This window comes from Brevundimonas sp. GW821-FHT10E09, from assembly GCF_058809375.1.
In genome coordinates this window covers 169,648-186,337 of record NZ_JBXASO010000004.1, presented here as the reverse complement: position 1 = coordinate 186,337, position 16,690 = coordinate 169,648, and the positions used below count along the sequence as shown (strand labels likewise).

16 protein-coding genes are annotated in these 16,690 nt (G+C 70.7%); 11 read left to right on the top strand and 5 right to left on the bottom strand.

Annotation, left to right across the window (positions count from 1 at the left end; all coding sequences use genetic code 11):
* Positions 1 to 35: 35 nt before the first annotated feature.
* Positions 36 to 773, bottom strand: coding sequence for a uroporphyrinogen-III synthase (locus AC1RSI_RS05540; RefSeq protein WP_154726810.1), 738 nt, complete (start codon positions 771 to 773; stop codon positions 36 to 38).
* Positions 770 to 1,723 carry a hydroxymethylbilane synthase gene (gene hemC / locus AC1RSI_RS05535; protein ID WP_154726811.1) on the bottom strand — a complete coding sequence of 318 codons (954 nt, stop codon included), beginning with the start codon at positions 1,721 to 1,723 and terminating at the stop codon, positions 770 to 772. Before hemC ends, AC1RSI_RS05540 begins: the two co-directional genes overlap by 4 nt.
* Between hemC and tsaD the strand changes: the two genes are divergently transcribed.
* From tsaD to AC1RSI_RS05520, 3 genes are read left to right on the top strand one after another with little or no spacing between them, the layout of a single operon-like run.
* Positions 1,722 to 2,909 (top strand): tRNA (adenosine(37)-N6)-threonylcarbamoyltransferase complex transferase subunit TsaD, encoded by a 1,188-nt coding sequence (tsaD, locus tag AC1RSI_RS05530; protein WP_230307719.1) that lies wholly within the window; start codon positions 1,722 to 1,724, stop codon positions 2,907 to 2,909. The two genes, hemC and tsaD, sit on opposite strands and share 2 nt — an antisense overlap.
* A 26-nt stretch (positions 2,910 to 2,935) precedes the next feature.
* Positions 2,936 to 3,934, top strand: coding sequence for an NAD(P)H-dependent glycerol-3-phosphate dehydrogenase (locus AC1RSI_RS05525; RefSeq protein WP_040349927.1), 999 nt, complete (start codon positions 2,936 to 2,938; stop codon positions 3,932 to 3,934).
* Positions 3,927 to 4,304: a Rieske (2Fe-2S) protein gene (locus tag AC1RSI_RS05520; RefSeq protein ID WP_008262825.1), complete on the top strand. Its 378-nt coding sequence runs from the start codon at positions 3,927 to 3,929 to the stop codon at positions 4,302 to 4,304. Before AC1RSI_RS05525 ends, AC1RSI_RS05520 begins: the two co-directional genes overlap by 8 nt.
* A gap of 51 nt (positions 4,305 to 4,355) precedes the next feature.
* Here AC1RSI_RS05520 and AC1RSI_RS05515 read toward each other — a convergent pair whose 3' ends face one another.
* The 3 genes from AC1RSI_RS05515 to AC1RSI_RS05505 are packed head-to-tail and all read right to left on the bottom strand — an operon-like array spanning position 4,356 to position 7,233.
* Entirely contained in the window at positions 4,356 to 5,492 is a 1,137-nt protein-coding gene (locus tag AC1RSI_RS05515) for a hypothetical protein (RefSeq protein ID WP_447941609.1), read from the bottom strand.
* Positions 5,493 to 5,533: 41 nt separating this feature from the next.
* Positions 5,534 to 6,301 carry an ABC transporter permease gene (locus AC1RSI_RS05510; protein ID WP_154726713.1) on the bottom strand — a complete coding sequence of 256 codons (768 nt, stop codon included), beginning with the start codon at positions 6,299 to 6,301 and terminating at the stop codon, positions 5,534 to 5,536.
* On the bottom strand, positions 6,301 to 7,233 hold the full coding sequence (locus AC1RSI_RS05505) for an ABC transporter ATP-binding protein (protein WP_154726712.1): 933 nt from the start codon (positions 7,231 to 7,233) through the stop codon (positions 6,301 to 6,303). The genes AC1RSI_RS05510 and AC1RSI_RS05505 overlap by 1 nt, the downstream gene beginning before the upstream one ends.
* Positions 7,234 to 7,397: 164 nt before the next feature.
* Between AC1RSI_RS05505 and AC1RSI_RS05500 the strand changes: the two genes are divergently transcribed.
* The 8 genes from AC1RSI_RS05500 to AC1RSI_RS05465 all read left to right on the top strand — a co-directional run bounded on the left by AC1RSI_RS05500 (position 7,398) and on the right by AC1RSI_RS05465 (position 16,683).
* Positions 7,398 to 8,813: a hypothetical protein gene (locus AC1RSI_RS05500; protein ID WP_008262992.1), complete on the top strand. Its 1,416-nt coding sequence runs from the start codon at positions 7,398 to 7,400 to the stop codon at positions 8,811 to 8,813.
* A gap of 17 nt (positions 8,814 to 8,830) precedes the next feature.
* Complete coding sequence (gene ccmI, locus AC1RSI_RS05495) at positions 8,831 to 9,652, top strand: c-type cytochrome biogenesis protein CcmI (protein WP_154726710.1); 822 nt, start codon at positions 8,831 to 8,833, stop codon at positions 9,650 to 9,652.
* 70 nt (positions 9,653 to 9,722) lie between these two features.
* Positions 9,723 to 10,235: a cytochrome c maturation protein CcmE gene (ccmE, locus tag AC1RSI_RS05490; RefSeq protein WP_154726709.1), complete on the top strand. Its 513-nt coding sequence runs from the start codon at positions 9,723 to 9,725 to the stop codon at positions 10,233 to 10,235.
* Positions 10,232 to 12,220 carry a heme lyase CcmF/NrfE family subunit gene (locus AC1RSI_RS05485; protein ID WP_154726708.1) on the top strand — a complete coding sequence of 663 codons (1,989 nt, stop codon included), beginning with the start codon at positions 10,232 to 10,234 and terminating at the stop codon, positions 12,218 to 12,220. Before ccmE ends, AC1RSI_RS05485 begins: the two co-directional genes overlap by 4 nt.
* A complete protein-coding gene (locus AC1RSI_RS05480) occupies positions 12,217 to 12,723 on the top strand; it encodes a cytochrome c-type biogenesis protein (protein ID WP_372705321.1) in 507 nt (168 codons plus the stop codon). Before AC1RSI_RS05485 ends, AC1RSI_RS05480 begins: the two co-directional genes overlap by 4 nt.
* Before the next feature lie 100 nt (positions 12,724 to 12,823).
* The gene (locus AC1RSI_RS05475) at positions 12,824 to 14,365 is read left to right on the top strand and encodes a Do family serine endopeptidase (RefSeq protein WP_291755526.1); all 1,542 of its coding nucleotides are present in this window, start codon (positions 12,824 to 12,826) and stop codon (positions 14,363 to 14,365) included.
* Positions 14,366 to 14,448: 83 nt separating this feature from the next.
* On the top strand, positions 14,449 to 15,120 hold the full coding sequence (locus tag AC1RSI_RS05470) for a response regulator transcription factor (RefSeq protein ID WP_008258750.1): 672 nt from the start codon (positions 14,449 to 14,451) through the stop codon (positions 15,118 to 15,120).
* A 144-nt stretch (positions 15,121 to 15,264) separates the two neighbouring features.
* Complete coding sequence (locus tag AC1RSI_RS05465; RefSeq protein WP_035310159.1) at positions 15,265 to 16,683, top strand: sensor histidine kinase; 1,419 nt, start codon at positions 15,265 to 15,267, stop codon at positions 16,681 to 16,683.
* Positions 16,684 to 16,690 lie beyond the last annotated feature (7 nt).

The window sequence follows — 16,690 nt, the reverse complement described above, 5'->3', positions numbered from 1 at the left end:
TGCGAAGGCGAAGCAGCCCGCGCGAGAGGGGCTCTTTATACGGGCGTATCGCGCTTGCCAAGCGCCGCTTTCAAGGTCGCGAGCAATGTGGCTTCGTCCGGGGCGTCCGCCACCGCCGGCGTGGGGCCGACGGCGCTCAGGGGCGCGGCGGCGGCGGGCGAGATACAGGCGATCACGACGCCGGCCAGGCGCGCCGACGGCAGGGAGACGGGAACCAGGGCGGCCAGGGCCTGGGCCGCGCGCGGGGAGTGGATCAGCACGGCGTCGAACGCCTCTGGCGGCGCAGCGGCGGTCGGGGCGGTGCGATAGACGTTCAGGGGGTGCAGGCTGACGGCCCGGGCGTCGGCGACGCCGAGGGCGGCGGCGAGGTCGCCGGCGGGCGTCTCGGCCTGGGGCGCCAGCAGGGCGGCGTCGCTCAGTTCAGCGGCGATCCGGCGGGCGAGGGCGGTCAGGTCGCCCGAGGCGGAGCGGACGGCGACGAAGCCGGCCTCGCGCGCCGCCTGGGCGGTGGCGTCGCCGACGGCGAAGACCGGCCGGTCGCGCCGGGACGTCAGGGCGGCGAAGGCGGCGACGCCGTTCCGGCTGGTGAAGGCCAGGGCCGCGAACCGATCCAGATCCGGGACGGGCGGGCTCAGGGTCTCCACCGCCAGCAGGGGCTGGATCAGGGGCGTGAACCCCATGTCGCGCAGACGGGCGGCGGTGCGCGACGCGCCGGGCTGGGCGCGGGTGATCCAGACGCGGGGGCTCTGATCCGCGGCGCCCGGGGCCGTCATCCGTCCAGGCTCGCCGGATCGACCTCCTGATCGCCGGCGAAGGCGTGGACCTCGCCGCCCAGCCGTTCGCCCAGGGCGCGGGCGTCGGCCTCGGTGGGCTGGAACAGTTCGCCGACGCGGCGCCAGCGGGCCGATCCGTCGGGGCTCAGCATTTCGGTGGTCAGGCGCAGGGTGTCGCCCTCGATCACGGCGTAGGCGCCGACGGCGGTGCGGCACGATCCCTCCAGCGCGGTCATGGCCCCCCGCTCGGCGGCCACGGCGACGGCGGTCTCCGGGTGGTTCAGGGCGGCGACCCAGGGGGCGTCGATGTCCTCGGCGCGGGTCTGGATGGCCAGGGCGCCCTGGCCCGGGGCCGGCAAAAAGGCGTCCAGCGACAGTTTCTCGCGGATATGTTCGGTCACGCCCAGCCGGGTCATGCCCGAGACGGCCAGCAGTATGGCGTCGAAATCCCCCTCGGCGGCGCGGCGCAGCCGGGTGTCGATATTGCCGCGCAGCATCTCGACCTTCAGATCGGGCCGCAGGGCCAGGGCCTGGGCCTGGCGCCGCAGGCTGGCGGTGCCCAGCCGTGCGCCGAAGGGCAGCTGGTCGAAACTGTCGAAGTCGCGGCTGATGAAGGCGTCGCGGGCGTCCTCGCGTTCCGGGATGGCGGCGATGCACAGGCCCTCGGGCTGTTCGGCGGGCACGTCCTTCATCGAGTGGATGGCGATGTCGATTCGCCGGTCCAGCAGGGCCTCCTCGATCTCCTTGGTGAACAGCGCCTTGCCGCCCATCTCCATCAGGCGGCGGTCCTGGATCCGGTCGCCGGTGGTGACGATCTCGACCAGGGGCACGGCGGCCTCGATGTCGGCCTCGGCCACGCCGAGCGCCCGGCCGATGGCCCGCTGCATCATGCCCGATTGGGCCAGGGCCAGCTTGGACCGCCGGGTGCCGATGCGGAGAGGAAGGTTCATGATCGTTGCTTACCGGACGCCGGATCGCTACCTCGACCCGATGGAGAGTTCCGCCGACTATAGCAGCGGCGCCGCAGCGGCAACCGGACGCGATGTCCGACCCCTGACGGTGCTGGGTCTCGAGACCAGCTGCGACGAGACCGCCGCCTCGGTGGTGCGTCTGCACCCGTCCGAACGGGGCGGCCGGGCCGAGGTCCTGTCCTCGGTCGTTCACAGCCAGATTGACGACCATGCGGCCTATGGCGGCGTCGTCCCCGAAATCGCCGCCCGCAGCCATGTCGAGATGATCGCCGGGGTCACGCGCCGCGCCATGGCCGAAGCCGGCCTGGGCTATGACGGCCTGGACGGAATCGCCGCGACGGCCGGGCCGGGCCTGGTCGGCGGCGTCATGGTGGGCCTCAGCTTCGGCAAGGCGGCGGCCCTGGCGCGGGGTCTGCCCCTGGTGGCGGTCAATCATCTGGAGGGGCATGCGGTCTCGGCCCGGCTGGGGCAGGAGGTCGCCTATCCCTTCCTGCTGCTGCTGGTGTCCGGCGGCCATTGCCAACTGCTCGAAGTGCGCGGCGTCGGCGACATGAGCCGGATCGGCGCCACTATCGACGACGCGGCCGGCGAGGCCTTCGACAAGATCGCCAAGGCGCTGGGCCTCGGCTATCCCGGCGGGCCGGCGCTGGAGCGGTTGGCGCAGCAAGGCGACGGCTCGAAGATCGATCTTCCGCGCGCCCTGCTGGGCCGCAAGGACTGCGACTTCTCCTTCTCGGGTCTGAAGACGGCCGCCTTCCGCATCGCCCAGACCTGCGAGACCGAGCAGGACAGGGCCGATCTGGCCGATGCGGTCCAGAACGCCATCGCCCGGCAATTGTCGGATCGCTCCGAGCGGGCCCTGGCCGCCTATGCCGAGACCCACGATCACCGGCTGTTCGTGGTCGCGGGCGGCGTCGCGGCCAACAAGACGATCCGCGCGACCTTGCAGGCGACGGCGGCGAAACACGGCTTCGACTTCCTGGCGCCGCCCATGGCCTATTGCACCGACAACGCCGCCATGATCGCCCTGGCGGGAGCCGAGCGGCTGGCCCTGGGGCTGACCAGCGACATCGACGTGGTCGCCCGGCCGCGATGGCCGCTGGACGAAGCCCGCGCCCTGGCCGATCCTTCGCACAAGCCGGGCCGCAAGGGCGCGAAAGCATGACCAACGAGACCGCCTCGGGAGGGCGCATGGAATTCCGCACCGCAGGGGTTATCGGCGCCGGCGCCTGGGGCACCGCCCTGGCCCAGGTCTGCGTCCGCGCCGGATTGGACACGACGCTTCAGGCGCGCGAGCCCCAGCTGGTCGAGACCCTGGCGACGACGCGGGCCAACGACCTGTATCTGCCGGGCGTCACCCTGGCCGAGGATCTCAAATTCACCGCCGATCTGGCCGATCTGCGCGACTGCGACCTGATCCTGGCCGTTCCCCCGGCCCAGCATATGCGGGCGACCCTGACGGCCTTTGCGCCCCATCATCGCGCCGGCGTGCCGGTGGTGCTCTGCTCGAAGGGGGTCGAGCGCGGCACGATGAAACTGATGACCGAGGTGCTGGCCGAGACCCTGCCGGACGCGCCGGCGGCGGTCCTGTCCGGCCCCAGTTTCGCCGGCGAAGTGGCGCGCGGCCTTCCGACCGCCGTCACCCTGGCCTGCGCCGATCCTGTCCTGGGTCAGGCCCTGCTGAACACCCTGTCGGCGCCGGGCTTCAGGCCCTATCTGGCCACCGACCTGATCGGGGCCGAGGCGGGCGGGGCGCTGAAGAATGTGCTGGCCATCGCCTGCGGCGTGTCCGAGGGGCGTCAGCTGGGCCGCAGCGCCCACGCCGCCCTGATCACGCGCGGGTTTGCGGAAATGACCCGCCTCGCCGTCGCCATGGGCGGCCAGGCCGAGACGGTGGCGGGCCTGTGCGGCCTGGGCGACCTGGTCCTGACCTGTTCCAGCCCTCAGTCGCGCAACATGAGCCTGGGCCTGGCCCTGGGGCAGGGCCAGACGGTGGAACAGGCGCTGGCGGGCAAACGCTCGGTGGCCGAGGGCTATGAGAGCGCGCCGGCCGTGCGCGCCCTGGCCGCCCGTCTGGGGGTGGAGACCCCCATCGCAGAGGGCATCGCGGCCCTGCTGGCGGGCGAGATCACCGTGGATGGCCTGATCGACGGCCTGCTGTCGCGCCCGCTGAAGGCCGAGCGTGTCTGACGAGGCGCCGACCGAGCGCAAACGGGTCTGGAAGACGCCGCCGAACGTGGCCCTGTGCGCCGAGGCCGACATCGCCGAGCCCGGCGCGCGCGGCTTCGTGCTTCAGATCGGCGAGGCCTTCTTCCACGGTTTCGTGGTGCGCAAGGACGGGGCTGTGGCCGGCTGGGTCGATCGCTGTCCGCACGCCGGTTTTCCCATCGCCATGGAGATCGACCGTTATCTGACGCCGGACGGCGCCCTGATCCTGTGCGGCTGGCACGGGGCGGTGTTCGAACCCCTGACCGGCGAATGCAAGGGCGGCCCCTGCGCCGGCGGGCGACTGACGCCCTGGCCGGTGACGACCAGCGGCGGCGTCATCCGCACGGCCTAACCGCCCCACACGCCGGGGCGCGGGGGCGGAAGCGGCTTCAGTCCAGCGGCTTCAGTCCAGCGGTTGGGGCCGGGTCACGACCGGAGCGTTCGGGTCGGTCTGGGCCGGACGCGCGGCGGTCGGCGCGGGCGCGACGACGACGACCGGCGCCGGCGTTGCGGAGGGGGGCGTCGAGACGGCCGCCGGGGCCTGAGCCGTCGGGACCCGGGGCGCCGGGGTTTGCGTCGTTGATTGCGCCGGCGTCTGAGGACGCGTCGTCGTCGCGGGGCGAGCGGACGAGGTCGGGGGCGTGGTCGGAACCGGGGCCGCTGCAGGCCGCGCGGCCGCACCCGCGGGTGTTTCCTCGACCGGTGCGGCTTCGACGGGCGCTGCGGTCTCGACCGGCGTCTCCACGGGCGCGGCGGCCGGGGGCAGGGCTTCAGGCGCAACGGCTTCGGGCGCCGCCGCCGGGGCGGGCGCAACCGGCGCGGCCACAGGGGCGGGACGCAGGGCGAACCACAGGCCGCCGCCGACCGCCAGAACCGCCAGCACCCCGACGCCGATGTACAGCGGCAGGCGCGACGGCCGCCGGGTCGCGGCGCGCGCGAAACTGGGCGTGACCGAAGGGGCGGCCTCAACAGCAGGAGACGGCTCAAGCGGGGCCCGGGCGGGGGCCGCGACCACGGGCGCCGAGGCGGCCTGTTCGGCGACATCGGGCTGATCGACAGGCGCCGTTCGCGGCTCGGCCGAGACGGGGGGCAGGGGGGCGGGCGTCGAAGGAGCGTTGGTCAGACCCGCGCCGGGCAGGGGCCGCACGGTCGTGTCGGCGCTGGGCGCGGGCGCGGGAGCAGGCTTGGGCTGTGGCGCAGGCGTCACCGGACCGGCGCCCGGACGCGCCTGGGGGATCAGCGACCCGCTCAGGATATTGCCGCCGGCGCGCGGCGCAGGGACTCGGCGCGGCGGCTCCTGAACCTGTCCCGAAACCTGGCCCCCGCTCGGGCCTGTCTGGCCCAGCGGCGTCGTGCGCGGCGGGCGATTGGGAATCCGGTCCAGCGGATTGGGCGCGACCGGCACCGGGCCGACGTGGAAGGTGGTCGTGGGCATGCGCCCCCAGGTCACCTGTTTGCGCACGAACGGCTCCGGCGGTCCTCCCGATGGACCGTTCGAGGCGGGCGGCGTAGCGGGGGTGATCTTGGCGTCGTCGGACATGATACTCTAATCGCTGGCGATCTGGCCGGTTTCGTGACGGCTCAGCTCTTGAGGCGGTAGCCGGTCTTGAACATCCACATGACCACGGCCAGGCAGACGACGAAGAAGCCCATGGTGGCGGCCACGCTGATGCCGATGGGAACGTCGCCCTGGCCATAGAAGGTCCAGCGGAAGCCCGAGATCAGATAGACCACCGGATTGAAATGGGCCACCGCCCGCCAGACGTCAGGCAGCATGTTGATCGAATAGAAGGAGCCGCCCAGGAAGGTCAGGGGCGTCACGATCAGCATGGGGATGAAGTTCAGCTGTTCGAAACTGCCGGCCCAGATGCCGATGATGAAGCCGAACAGGCTGAAGGTCACCGAGATCAGCACCAGCATGGCCAGCATGCCTACAGGGTGCAGCACCTGCAGCGGCACGAACAGGGTCGAGGTGGCCAGGATGATCAGGCCTAGCGCCGCCGACTTGGTCGCCGCCGCCCCGACATAGGCGATCACCACCTCCAGCGACGACACGGGCGCCGACAGGATCTCGTAGATGGTGCCGGTGAATTTCGGGAAATAGATGCCGAAGGAGGCGTTGAAGATCGACTGGGTGAACAGGCTCAGCATGATCAGGCCCGGCACGATGAAGGCGCCGTATGCCACGCCGTCGATCGCCTCCATCCGGCTGCCGATCGCGCTGCCGAAGACGATGAAATAGAGGGCGGTGGTGATCACTGGCGTGACCACGCTCTGCCAGATGGTGCGCAGGGCGCGGGCCATCTCGAAGCGATAGATGGCCCAGACGCCATGTCCGTTGAAGTTCATCAGGCGGTCTCCCCATCGCGGTGGACCAGGCTGACGAAGATGTCTTCCAGCGAGCTCTGGCGGGTGTTCAGATCCTTGAAGCCGATGTTCAGCCGCTCCAGGCTGCGGATCAGCGACGGCACGCCGGTGTCGTCGGCCTGGGCGTCGAAACTATATTCCAGCTCGCTTCCGTCGGCCTTCAGCGCCAGATCCCAGTCGGACAGATCGGCCGGCAGGGCGGGCAGGGGTTCGATCAGGTTCAAGGTCAGGGTCTTCTTGCCCAGCTTCTTCATCAGGGCGGTCTTTTCCTCGACCAGGATCAGTTCGCCGTTCAGGATCACCCCCACCCGGTCGGCCATCTCCTCGGCCTCCTCGATATAGTGGGTGGTCAATATGATGGTGACGCCCCGCTCGCGCAGCTTGCGGACCATGGCCCACATGTCGCGGCGCAGTTCGACGTCCACCCCGGCGGTCGGCTCGTCCAGGAACAGGATGTCCGGCTCGTGGCTCAGGGCCTTGGCGATCATCACCCGGCGCTTCATCCCGCCCGACAGGGTCATGATCTTGGCGTCGCGCTTGTCCCACAGCGACAGGTCTTTCAGGATCTGTTCGATCAGGGCCGGGTTTCCCGGCTTGCCGAACAGGCCCCGGCTGAAGGTGACGGTGGCCAGCACCGTCTCGAAGGCGTCGGTGGTCAGCTCCTGCGGCACCAGGCCGATCTTGGTGCGGGCGGCGCGGAAATCCTTCCTGATGTCGTGGCCGTCGGCGACCACGGTCCCCGTCGTGGCGTTGACGATGCCGCAGACGATGGAGATCAGGGTGGTCTTGCCCGCTCCGTTCGGACCCAGCAGGGCGAAGATCTCGCCCTTCTCAATGGTCAGGTCCACGCGCTTCAGCGCCTGAAGCCCCGACTTGTAGGTCTTGGTCAGGCCTTCGATCTCGATAACCGGCATGGGCGCTCCTGATCCGAGGCGGAAACGCCTGGCGTCGTCGTGGCGGGAATATGGCGTGCCATCGGCTGGGCTCAAGGGGCGCCGGTCTCTGCAGGGACGAGAAGCCGTTGTTAACCCAAAGACGGCACGGTGGCGTCTTCGTCGCCTGCAGACGGGAGTGCCTCTTGTCCTCGCTGTCCGTCGCCCATCGCGCCGCCCTGCAGGCGGTCGTCCAGGCCGCGCCTGACGCGGTCCTGACGCAGCTGCGGGCGGCCGTCCCGTCCCTGGGCGGGGACAAGGCGGCGGAACTGACCGCCATGATCGTGCAGGAGGCGCGCGACCGCGCCCGGCGCGACCTGGCCTTCGCCCCCCTTCTGCCCCTGTTCCAACCCCGCGCCGACCGAACTCCGGCCCTGATCTTTCCGCCGGCCGTGCTGGCGCGGGTCTGGCGCGAGGCGCGGACGGGCGAGGAGGCCTTCCTGAGATTGCTGGACGGGGCGGGCGTCGGCGAGGGGGAATGGACCCTGGCGGCGGATCGGCTGTGCGCGCGGGCGGCTGCGGTGCTGCGGGACCGGCCTCGCGACGTCTGGCCGGACGACCAATGGCCCGACCCGACGGCCGGCCAGGCTGAAACCCCGGCCGCCAGCCCGGCGGAACTGGCCGGTTGTTTCGACCTGGCGCCCCTGGCGCGAACCGCCGTGGCCCGCCTGTCGGTCTGGCTGGAGCGGCCCGACGACAATCAGTTGGCGGGGCTGCGGCTGCTGATCCAGGACTGTCTGGCGATATCCCCCGAGGGCGGGCGGCGGATGATCGACATTCTGTTCGCCCATGTCGCCGACGCTGAGCGGATGCTGCGGATCGTCACGCGCACCAGCCGCCTGGCCGACACCGAGGCCATTCTCAGCCATTCCGAAATGGGCGTCTTCGTCGAGCGGCTGCTGACGTCGGTCCAGAGCCGTGTCCAGCGCATCGCCGCCTGTCTGTCGCCCCGCGACGGGCCGGACATGGCCCAGGCGGTGGAGGATGCGACCTGGTGCGCCGGGGTGCTGGCCGAAATGGACATGACCCTGATGGTCCGGCCCGATTCTCCCTGGGGCAAGACGGCGCGGATGGCGCGGGTCCAGGTGGCCGGCCAGCTGTCGGGCCTGATGAAATCGACCTCGGCCGCCGTCCACGCCGCCCTGCCGATGAAGCGTCAGGTCCTGACCGGGCGGATGACGCGCCTGTGCCCCTGGCTGGAGGCGCCGGCCAAGGGCGAACCCATCGAGGCGGCGGCCGCCCTGCTGGGGGCGGTTTCGGGCCTGCGCGGCGCGGCCAACACCTTCGGCTGCGAGGCGGACCGGATGGCGCTGAAGACCGAGCTGACCGACTATCTGTCCACCTGGGCCAATGAGGCGCTGGACAGTATCGCCGACGGCGATGTGGCCGATCCCGATCAGGCCCTGCGGCTGGTCGGAACGGCGGCCCGTTTCCTGACCCTGGTCGAGGCGCTGGAGGCGGCGCGGGCGGTGCGACGGCGCGCGGCCGCCGCCGAGGCCGCAAGGGCGACGACAGGTGTGACGACTGGCGCGACGACTGGGGCCTCGCCCGGCGTCGTCTGATGCGATAGACGGCGGGGATGATCGTCTTCTGGATAATGACCGGCCTGGCGGCGGCGATGGCCGGCCTGCTGGTGCTGACCGGGGCGCGACGCGGGGCTGACGCGGCCGGCGCCGACGCCGATGTCGGCGGTCGCGAACTGGACGAACTGGACCGGTTGAAGGCGCGCGGCCTGCTGGACGAAACGGCCCACGCCGTCGCACGGGCCGAGGCGGGGCGGCGGCTGCTGGCGGGTCAGGCCGTGGCTGCGGCCACGCCCGTGGCCGGCCGGCATGACCGCTTCTGGGTGTTGGGCGGGATCGCGGCGACGACGGCGGGGGCGCTGGCCCTCTATGTCCTGACCGGGTCGCCGGGTCTGCCGGACCAGGCCTATGAGCGGCGGGTCGATCAATGGTCCACCCAGCTGGAAACCCTGGAGCCGGCGCAGCTGGCGGCGGTTACGGCGCGGGTGGCGCGGGACAATCCGCAGGACCGTCAGGCCCTGACCATGCTGGGCGCGGCCCGGTTCGCCGCCGACGATCCGCTGGGCGCCGCCTCGGCCTTTCGCCGGCTGATCGAACTGGAGCCCGGCGACGCCCGGGCCTGGGCGCGGCTGGGCGAAAGCCTGGTGCGGGCCGATGATGGCCGGATCGGCGGCGACGCCGAGGCCGCCTTCCGCCAGGCGGTGAACCTGGACCCGGACCAGTTGGGCGCCCGCTTCTTCCTGGGCCAGGCGGCGCTGGAGCGGGGCGATACGACGACGACGCGCGCGCAATGGACGCCGTTGATCGCCGCCCTGGACCCGGCCGATCCGCGCCGGATCGACCTGGAACGGCGCCTGCCTGCGGATAAGGCGCAATGACACATTGGCGGCCGGCCCCCGCCGCTATAGACCCAAGGAAAATTCCGTCGGGGAGCGGGACTTTCAGGCCATGAGCTGGCTGCCGAAATCGCCGAAGGCGCGCCGTCGTCTGTGGGTCGTCGCCGCCGTGGCCCCGATCCTGGCTCTAGCGGTCGGCCTGTCGCTGTGGGCCATGCAGGACAGCGTGACCTTCTTCTATTCCCCGTCCGAGGCCACCGCCGACAAGGCGCCGGAAGGCCGCGACATCCGTCTGGGCGGTCTGGTCGAGACCGGCAGCGTGCGGAAATCCGGCGACGGGCTCGTGGTCTTCACCGTCACCGACAATATCGCTGTGACCCGGGTCCAGTATCACGGCGACCTGCCCGACCTGTTCCGCGAGGGGCAGGGGATCGTGGCCCAGGGTTCGTTCGGCGCCGACCGCGTCTTCCACGCCAGCCAGGTCTTGGCCAAGCACGACGAGAACTATATGCCGCGCGAGGTCGCCGACCGGATCAAGGCCAAGGGCGAGTGGCGGCCGGAGACCTCGACCAAGAACACGCGCTCAAGCAGGCCGCAGGCCGATAGCGCAACGAACAGTCTATGATCGCCGAACTCGGGGCCTTCGCCCTATCCCTGGCCCTGGCTCTTTCGATCCTGCAGACGGCCTTGTCGACGGCGGGACGGGCGCGGCGCAGTCCGGTGCTGGCGGGCGCGGCGCAAGGGGCGGCCCTGGCGGCGGCGGGCGCTGTGGCCCTCAGTTTCGCGGCCCTGATCTACGCCTTCGTCGTCTCCGACTTCTCAGTGTCCAACGTCGCGGCCAACAGCCACACCGACAAGCCGATGCTGTACAAGGTCGCTGGCGCCTGGGGCAGTCACGAGGGGTCGCTGCTGCTGTGGTGCCTGGTCCTGACGGTCTTCGGCGGCGCCCTGGCCCGCGCGCGGGGACTGCCGTTCGGGCTGAAGGCCTCGGCCGTGGCGGTGCAGGGGGCGCTGGGATCGCTGTTCCTGGCCTTCGCCGTCTTCACCTCCAGCCCCTTCACCCGCCTTGACCCCGCGCCGTTCCAGGGGGCGTCGCTGAACCCGCTGCTTCAGGATCCGGCATTGGCCGTGCATCCGCCGCTGCTCTACGCCGGCTATGTCGGTTTCTCCGTCTGCTTCTCCCTGGCGGTCGCCGCCCTGATCGAGGGCCGGGCCCAGACGGCCTTCTGGCCCGCCTGGGGCCGGTGGGTGCGCCCCTGGGCCCTGGCCAGCTGGGCCCTGCTGACCGTCGGCATCACCCTGGGGTCGTTCTGGGCCTATTATGAGCTGGGCTGGGGCGGCTGGTGGTTCTGGGACCCGGTCGAGAACGCCAGCTTCATGCCCTGGTTGGCCGGCGCGGCCCTGCTGCACAGCGCGGTGGTGACCGAGCGGCGCGGAGCCCTGGCGGGTTGGACCGTCTTTCTGGCCCTGCTGGCCTTCAGCTTCTCCATGCTGGGCGCCTTCCTGGTGCGGTCCGGGGTGCTGACCTCCGTCCACGCCTTCGCCGTCGATCCCCAGCGCGGGCTGATGCTGCTGGCCATCCTGGGCCTCACGGCCGGCGCCGCCTTCGCCCTGTTCGCCTGGCGCGCGCCCCAGTTGAAGGGCGGCGGCCTGTTCGCCCCCGTCAGCCGCGAGGGCGCGCTGGTGCTGAACAATCTGTTCCTGACGGCGGCGGCCGCGACCGTCCTCTTGGGCACCCTCTATCCGCTGATCCTGGAGGCGGCCTCCGGCGCCACCATCTCGGTCGGCCCGCCCTATTTCGCCGCCACCTTCGTGCCCCTGATGACGGTCGCCTTCATCATCCTGCCCGCCGGGCCTCTGCTGGCGTGGAAGCGCGGCGACCTGCCCGGGGCGATGCAGAGGCTGGCCGTCGCGGCGGGCCTGGCCCTGGTTTCGGCCCTGGCCGCCTACGCCCTGTGGGAGCCCAGAAAGGCCTTCGCCGCCGCCGGTATCGGTCTGGGCGCCTGGCTCATCCTGGGTTCGCTGGCCGAGGTCGCGGAACGGGCGCGTCTGTTCCGCGCCTCGGGCGCCGAGACGATGCGTCGTCTGAAAGGTCTGCCGCTGGGCGCCTGGGGCATGAGCCTGGCCCACCTGGGCCTGGGCGTCTTCATCCTGGGGGCGGTGGTCGAGACCGGCTTCAAGGCCGAGGCCGCGCGCGCCCTGTTCCTGGGCCAGAGCGTCTCCGCCGGCCCCTGGACCGTGACCCTAGATCAGGTCAGGGTGGTCGAAGGCCCCAACTATCTGGCCGAACAGGGCCGGCTGACCGTGCGGCCCTCCAACGACCGGGGCCCGGCGAAGACCGTCACGGCCGAGCGCCGCTTCTTCCCCGCCGGCGGCCAGACCACGACCGAGGTCGGGCTGGATTTCCGCGGGCTGGACGACGTCTATGTGGTGATGGGCGAACGGGCGGGCAGCCCGGCCGAACCCGCCTGGGTCGTGCGCCTGTACTGGAACCCCTGGGCGCGGCTGATCTTCCTGGGGCCGATGATCATGGCGTTTGGGGGGCTTCTGTCCCTGCTGGACCGCCGGCTGCGGCTGGGCGTCGGGCCCCGTCGGAGGAAGGCCCCATGAGGCGGCGGCTGATCCTGCTGATCGCGCCCGTTCTGGCGCTGATGCTGACGGCGGCCGAGCCCGCCGCCGCCCCCGACCGGCCCCTGGCCGACCCGGCTCAGGAGGCCCGCGCCCAGGCCCTGTTCGAGGACGTGCGCTGCGTCGTCTGCCAGCATGAGGCCATCGCCGACAGTCCGGCGGGCGTCGCCGGCGACATGCGCCGTCTGATCCGCGAAGAGATCGCCGCCGGCGCCACGGATCAGGCGGTGCGCGACGACCTGGTGCGCCGGTTCGGCGACTATGTGCTGTTCACCCCGCCGGTGCGGGCTGGAACCTGGCTGCTGTGGTTCGGGCCGTTCGCTCTGGCGGCCCTGGCGCTGCTGGTTATCCTGGTCCGCGCAGGTCGCGGCGCCGTCGAGGCGCAGCCCCTTTCCCCGGATGAGGAACGTCGACTGCAAGACATTCTCGCAAATGAGAAGCTTCGCCGTGATCTGGACGCAACCTCGCCTCACGACGGGCGCTAGTCGAGATCATCCATCGAACACCGGAATTGGCGTCGCGCCGGTTCGGCCTATATCAAGAGCCAAGACGGGGCGTCGCCCCGAGAGGATCGCAAGGACCAAGATGCTGAAGCGCAAAGAGTTCATTCTCGGGGCCGCGGCCGGCCTGACCCTGGCGGCGGCGGCGACCGCAGGCGGGGTCATCAACTGGCCCGGCGCGCACGCCGACCCCCAGGCGGTGAACCGGCTCACCCCCGTGCCGGCCAACGGAAACAGCTTCTCGCCCCCGCCGGGCGCGCCCAACAGCTTCGCCAACATCTTCGAACAGGTGGCCCCCGCCGTCGTTCAGATCGACGTGACGGTGAAGGTCGAACAGCCCCAGGGCGGCGCCTTCCAGATCCCCGGCCTGCCGTTCCAGTTCGTTCCGCCCCAGGGGCGCGGCGGCCAGGGCGAGGAGGACGAGCCTCAGACGACCCAAGGCGCCGGTTCCGGCTTCTTCATCTCCCAGGACGGCTTCATCGTCACCAACAACCACGTCGTCGCCGACGCCACCGAGATCAAGGTCAAGATGTCGGACGGCCGCGAACTGCCGGCCCGCCTGATCGGCCGCGACCCCGGCACGGACCTGGCCGTGATCAAGGTCGAGGGGAACGACTTCAAATACGTCAGCTTCGAAGAGACCGCCCAGCCGCGCGTCGGCGACTGGGTCATCGCGGTCGGCAACCCCTTCGGCCTGGGCGGTACGGCGACCGCCGGCATCGTCTCGGCCAAGGCCCGCGACATCGATCCGTCCGGCTATAACGACTACATCCAGATCGACGCCGCCATCAACCGGGGCAACTCGGGCGGCCCGACCTTCGACATCTACGGACGCGTCATCGGCGTGAACTCGGCCATCTATTCGCCCACGGGCGGATCGGTCGGCATCGGCTTCGCCATTCCGGCCGAAACCGCCAAGTCGATCACCGAGCGGCTGATGCGCGGCCAGGCGATCGAGCGCGGCTACGTCGGCCTGGGCCTGCGCAGCCTGTCCCCCGACTCCTGGGAAGCCCTCGGCCAGCCCAAGGACTTCAAGGGCGCCTATGTCGAGACCGTCACCGAGGACGGCCCCGCCGCCCGCGCGGGCGTCAAGGTCAACGACATCCTGGTTGCCGTGAACGGCGAGGCCATCGACAGCAGCGCCGAGGCCACCCGTCGGGTCGGCGCGGCCAAGCCCGGCGACACCATCCGCCTGGAGGTCATCCGCGACGGCCGTCGCCAGACGCTGAACGTCCGCTCCGGCGTCCGCCCGTCAGACGAAGAACTGAACGCCGGCGAGGAGGGCGGCTCCTCCGCGCCCGGTCAGGCCCAACCCGGCCAGAACGAAACCATCGAGGGCCTGGCGGTCACCCCGCTCAGCGCCGCCGCGCGGTCGCGCTTCAACATCCCCGAAAGCGTGAACGGGGTTGTCATCACCAATGTCGCCCAGGGGTCTTCGGCTGCGCGTCTGGGCTTCCAGCCCGGCTTCGTCATCACCCGCGCCAACGGCCGCGCCATCGCCTCGGCGGCGGATCTGCGGACGGCGGTTCAGGAAGCCAAGTCGGCCGGACGTCCCAGCATCCTGCTGTTCGTCCGCACGCCCCAGGGCACCAGCCCGGTGCCGCTCCGCTTCGCCACGGAAGAATGATCGGCATTCTGACCAAGCCTTAACTCGTCAATCGCCGCCGATGCGCTACCATCGGCGGCGATTTTGATTCCGGGAGGGGTTCCATGCGGATTTTGGTGGTCGAAGACGACGCGGAGGCGGCGACCGCCATGGTGCGGGGCCTGTCCGAAGCCGGGCATGACGTCACCCATGCCGTGGACGGGGCCTTCGGCCTGCTGGAATCGCAAAAGGGCGGCTACGACGTCTATGTGGTGGACCGGATGATGCCGCGCCTGGACGGCGTCGGCATGGTCGAGACGGTCCGCAAGGGCGGGGACCAGACCCCGGTCCTGTTCCTGTCGGCCCTGGGCGAGGTCGAGGACCGGGTCACGGGCCTGAAGGCCGGCGCGGACGACTATCTGGTCAAGCCCTACGCCTTCGCCGAACTGATCGCGCGGGTCGAGGCCCTGTCGCGCCGTCGCGAGACCGGCGGCGTCCAGACCGTGCTGAAGGTCGGCGACCTGGAGATGAACCTGATCGCCCGCACGGTTCATCGGGGCGCGACCGAGATCGATCTCCAGCCGCGCGAATTCCAGCTGCTGGAGTTCCTGATGCGCCACGCCGGCCAGTCGGTGACCCGCACCATGCTGCTGGAGAAGGTGTGGGAATATCATTTCGACCCCCAGACCAACGTCATCGACGTCCATATCAGCCGCCTGCGCTCCAAGATCGACAAGGGCTTCGACCGGGCGATGCTGCAGACGGTGCGCGGCGCGGGGTATCGGTTGGAGGCTTGATGTGAATGGTGAATGGTGAATGGTGATTAGATAGAATCTGGGGCGAGACGTGGGCGCGAAGACCCTGGATGTTCATCCGTCAGCCTGTTCACGCACTCCACTTCTGCGTCACCACTCACAAATCACGACTCACCTCTAACCCCCATGCGTCTTCCCTCCCTCCTTCGCCGCACGCCCTTCCGGCTGACGCTGCTGTTCCTGGCCCTGTTCGTGGCGGCGGCGGGGGCGATCCTGGCCTATGTCTATTTCGCCTCGGCGTCCGAGGCCCAGACGCGGGCGCGGACCGACGTCGAGACGGAGCTGGCCGCCCTGACCGCCGTCCACCGCACGCGCGGGATCGACGCCCTGAACCAGGCCCTGGTGGAACGCACGATTCGGGGCGGTCCCTATCTGTATCTGCTGACCGGCCCGGACGGTAAGATCGTCACCGGCAATCTGTCGGTCATGCCCTTCGACCTGAAGGAGGCGCGCCGGACCGGGACCGGCGAATGGAGCACCTTCCGCCTGACCAGCACCGATCCCGACGGCCGGGTCCAGACCCGCCGCTCCATCGGGGTGATCATGCCGCTGGCGGGGGGCGACACCCTGTTCGTCGGCGAGGATATCGGCGGGATCGAGGAATATCTGTCGCGCCTGACCCAGGCCCTGTGGGGGGCGATGGCCCTGGTCATGTTGCTGGGTCTGGCGGGCGGTCTCTACATCAGCCGCCGGGTCGAAAGCGCCATGGCCGGGCTGAACCGCGTGGTCCAGGCGGTGCAGGACGGCGACCTGAAGGTCCGCGCCCCCATCCGCAATTCGGGCGACGAACTGGACGAACTGGGCCAGGGATTGAACGTCATGCTGGACCGGCTGGAGGGGTCGATGGCCTCGATCCGTCACGCCGGCGACGCCATCGCCCACGACCTGCGCTCGCCCCTGACGCGGATGCGGGCCAAGCTGGAGGTGGCCCTGATCGACGCCGAGGCGGGCAAGATCGACGGGGTGGACGCCCTGGGCATCGCCCTGGACGAGGCCGATCACCTGCTGAAGACCTTCAACACCGTCCTGGCCATCGCCCGGCTTCAGGCTGGCGGAGCGCCGGACCCCAAGCCGATGGACGCGGGCGAACTGGCCGCCGACATGGCCGAGCTGTACGAACCGGCGGCCGAGGACAAGTCGATCGACTTCTCGTCCGAGGTCGAGACCGGCCTGATGATCGAGGGCAACCAGCCCTTCCTGGCCCAGGCCCTGGCCAATCTGATCGACAACGCCATCAAATACACCCCGGCCGGCGGGGCGGTGAAGCTGCGGGCGCGGCGGCGGTCGTCGGGCGAGATCGAATATTCGGTCACCGACACCGGCCCCGGCGTGCCGGAAGAGGACCGCGAGCGCGTCGTTCAGCGGTTCGTGCGCCTGGACAACAGCCGCACGGAACCGGGCTCGGGCCTGGGCCTGTCCCTGGTCACGGCGGTGGCTGAGGCCCACGGCGGCCGGGTGGTGCTGGACGAAGGCCCCGGCGCCTATGGCGGCTTCGGGCCGGGTCTGCGGGTGGCCCTGGTGCTGCCGCCCGCTGGGCAGACTTAGAGATTTC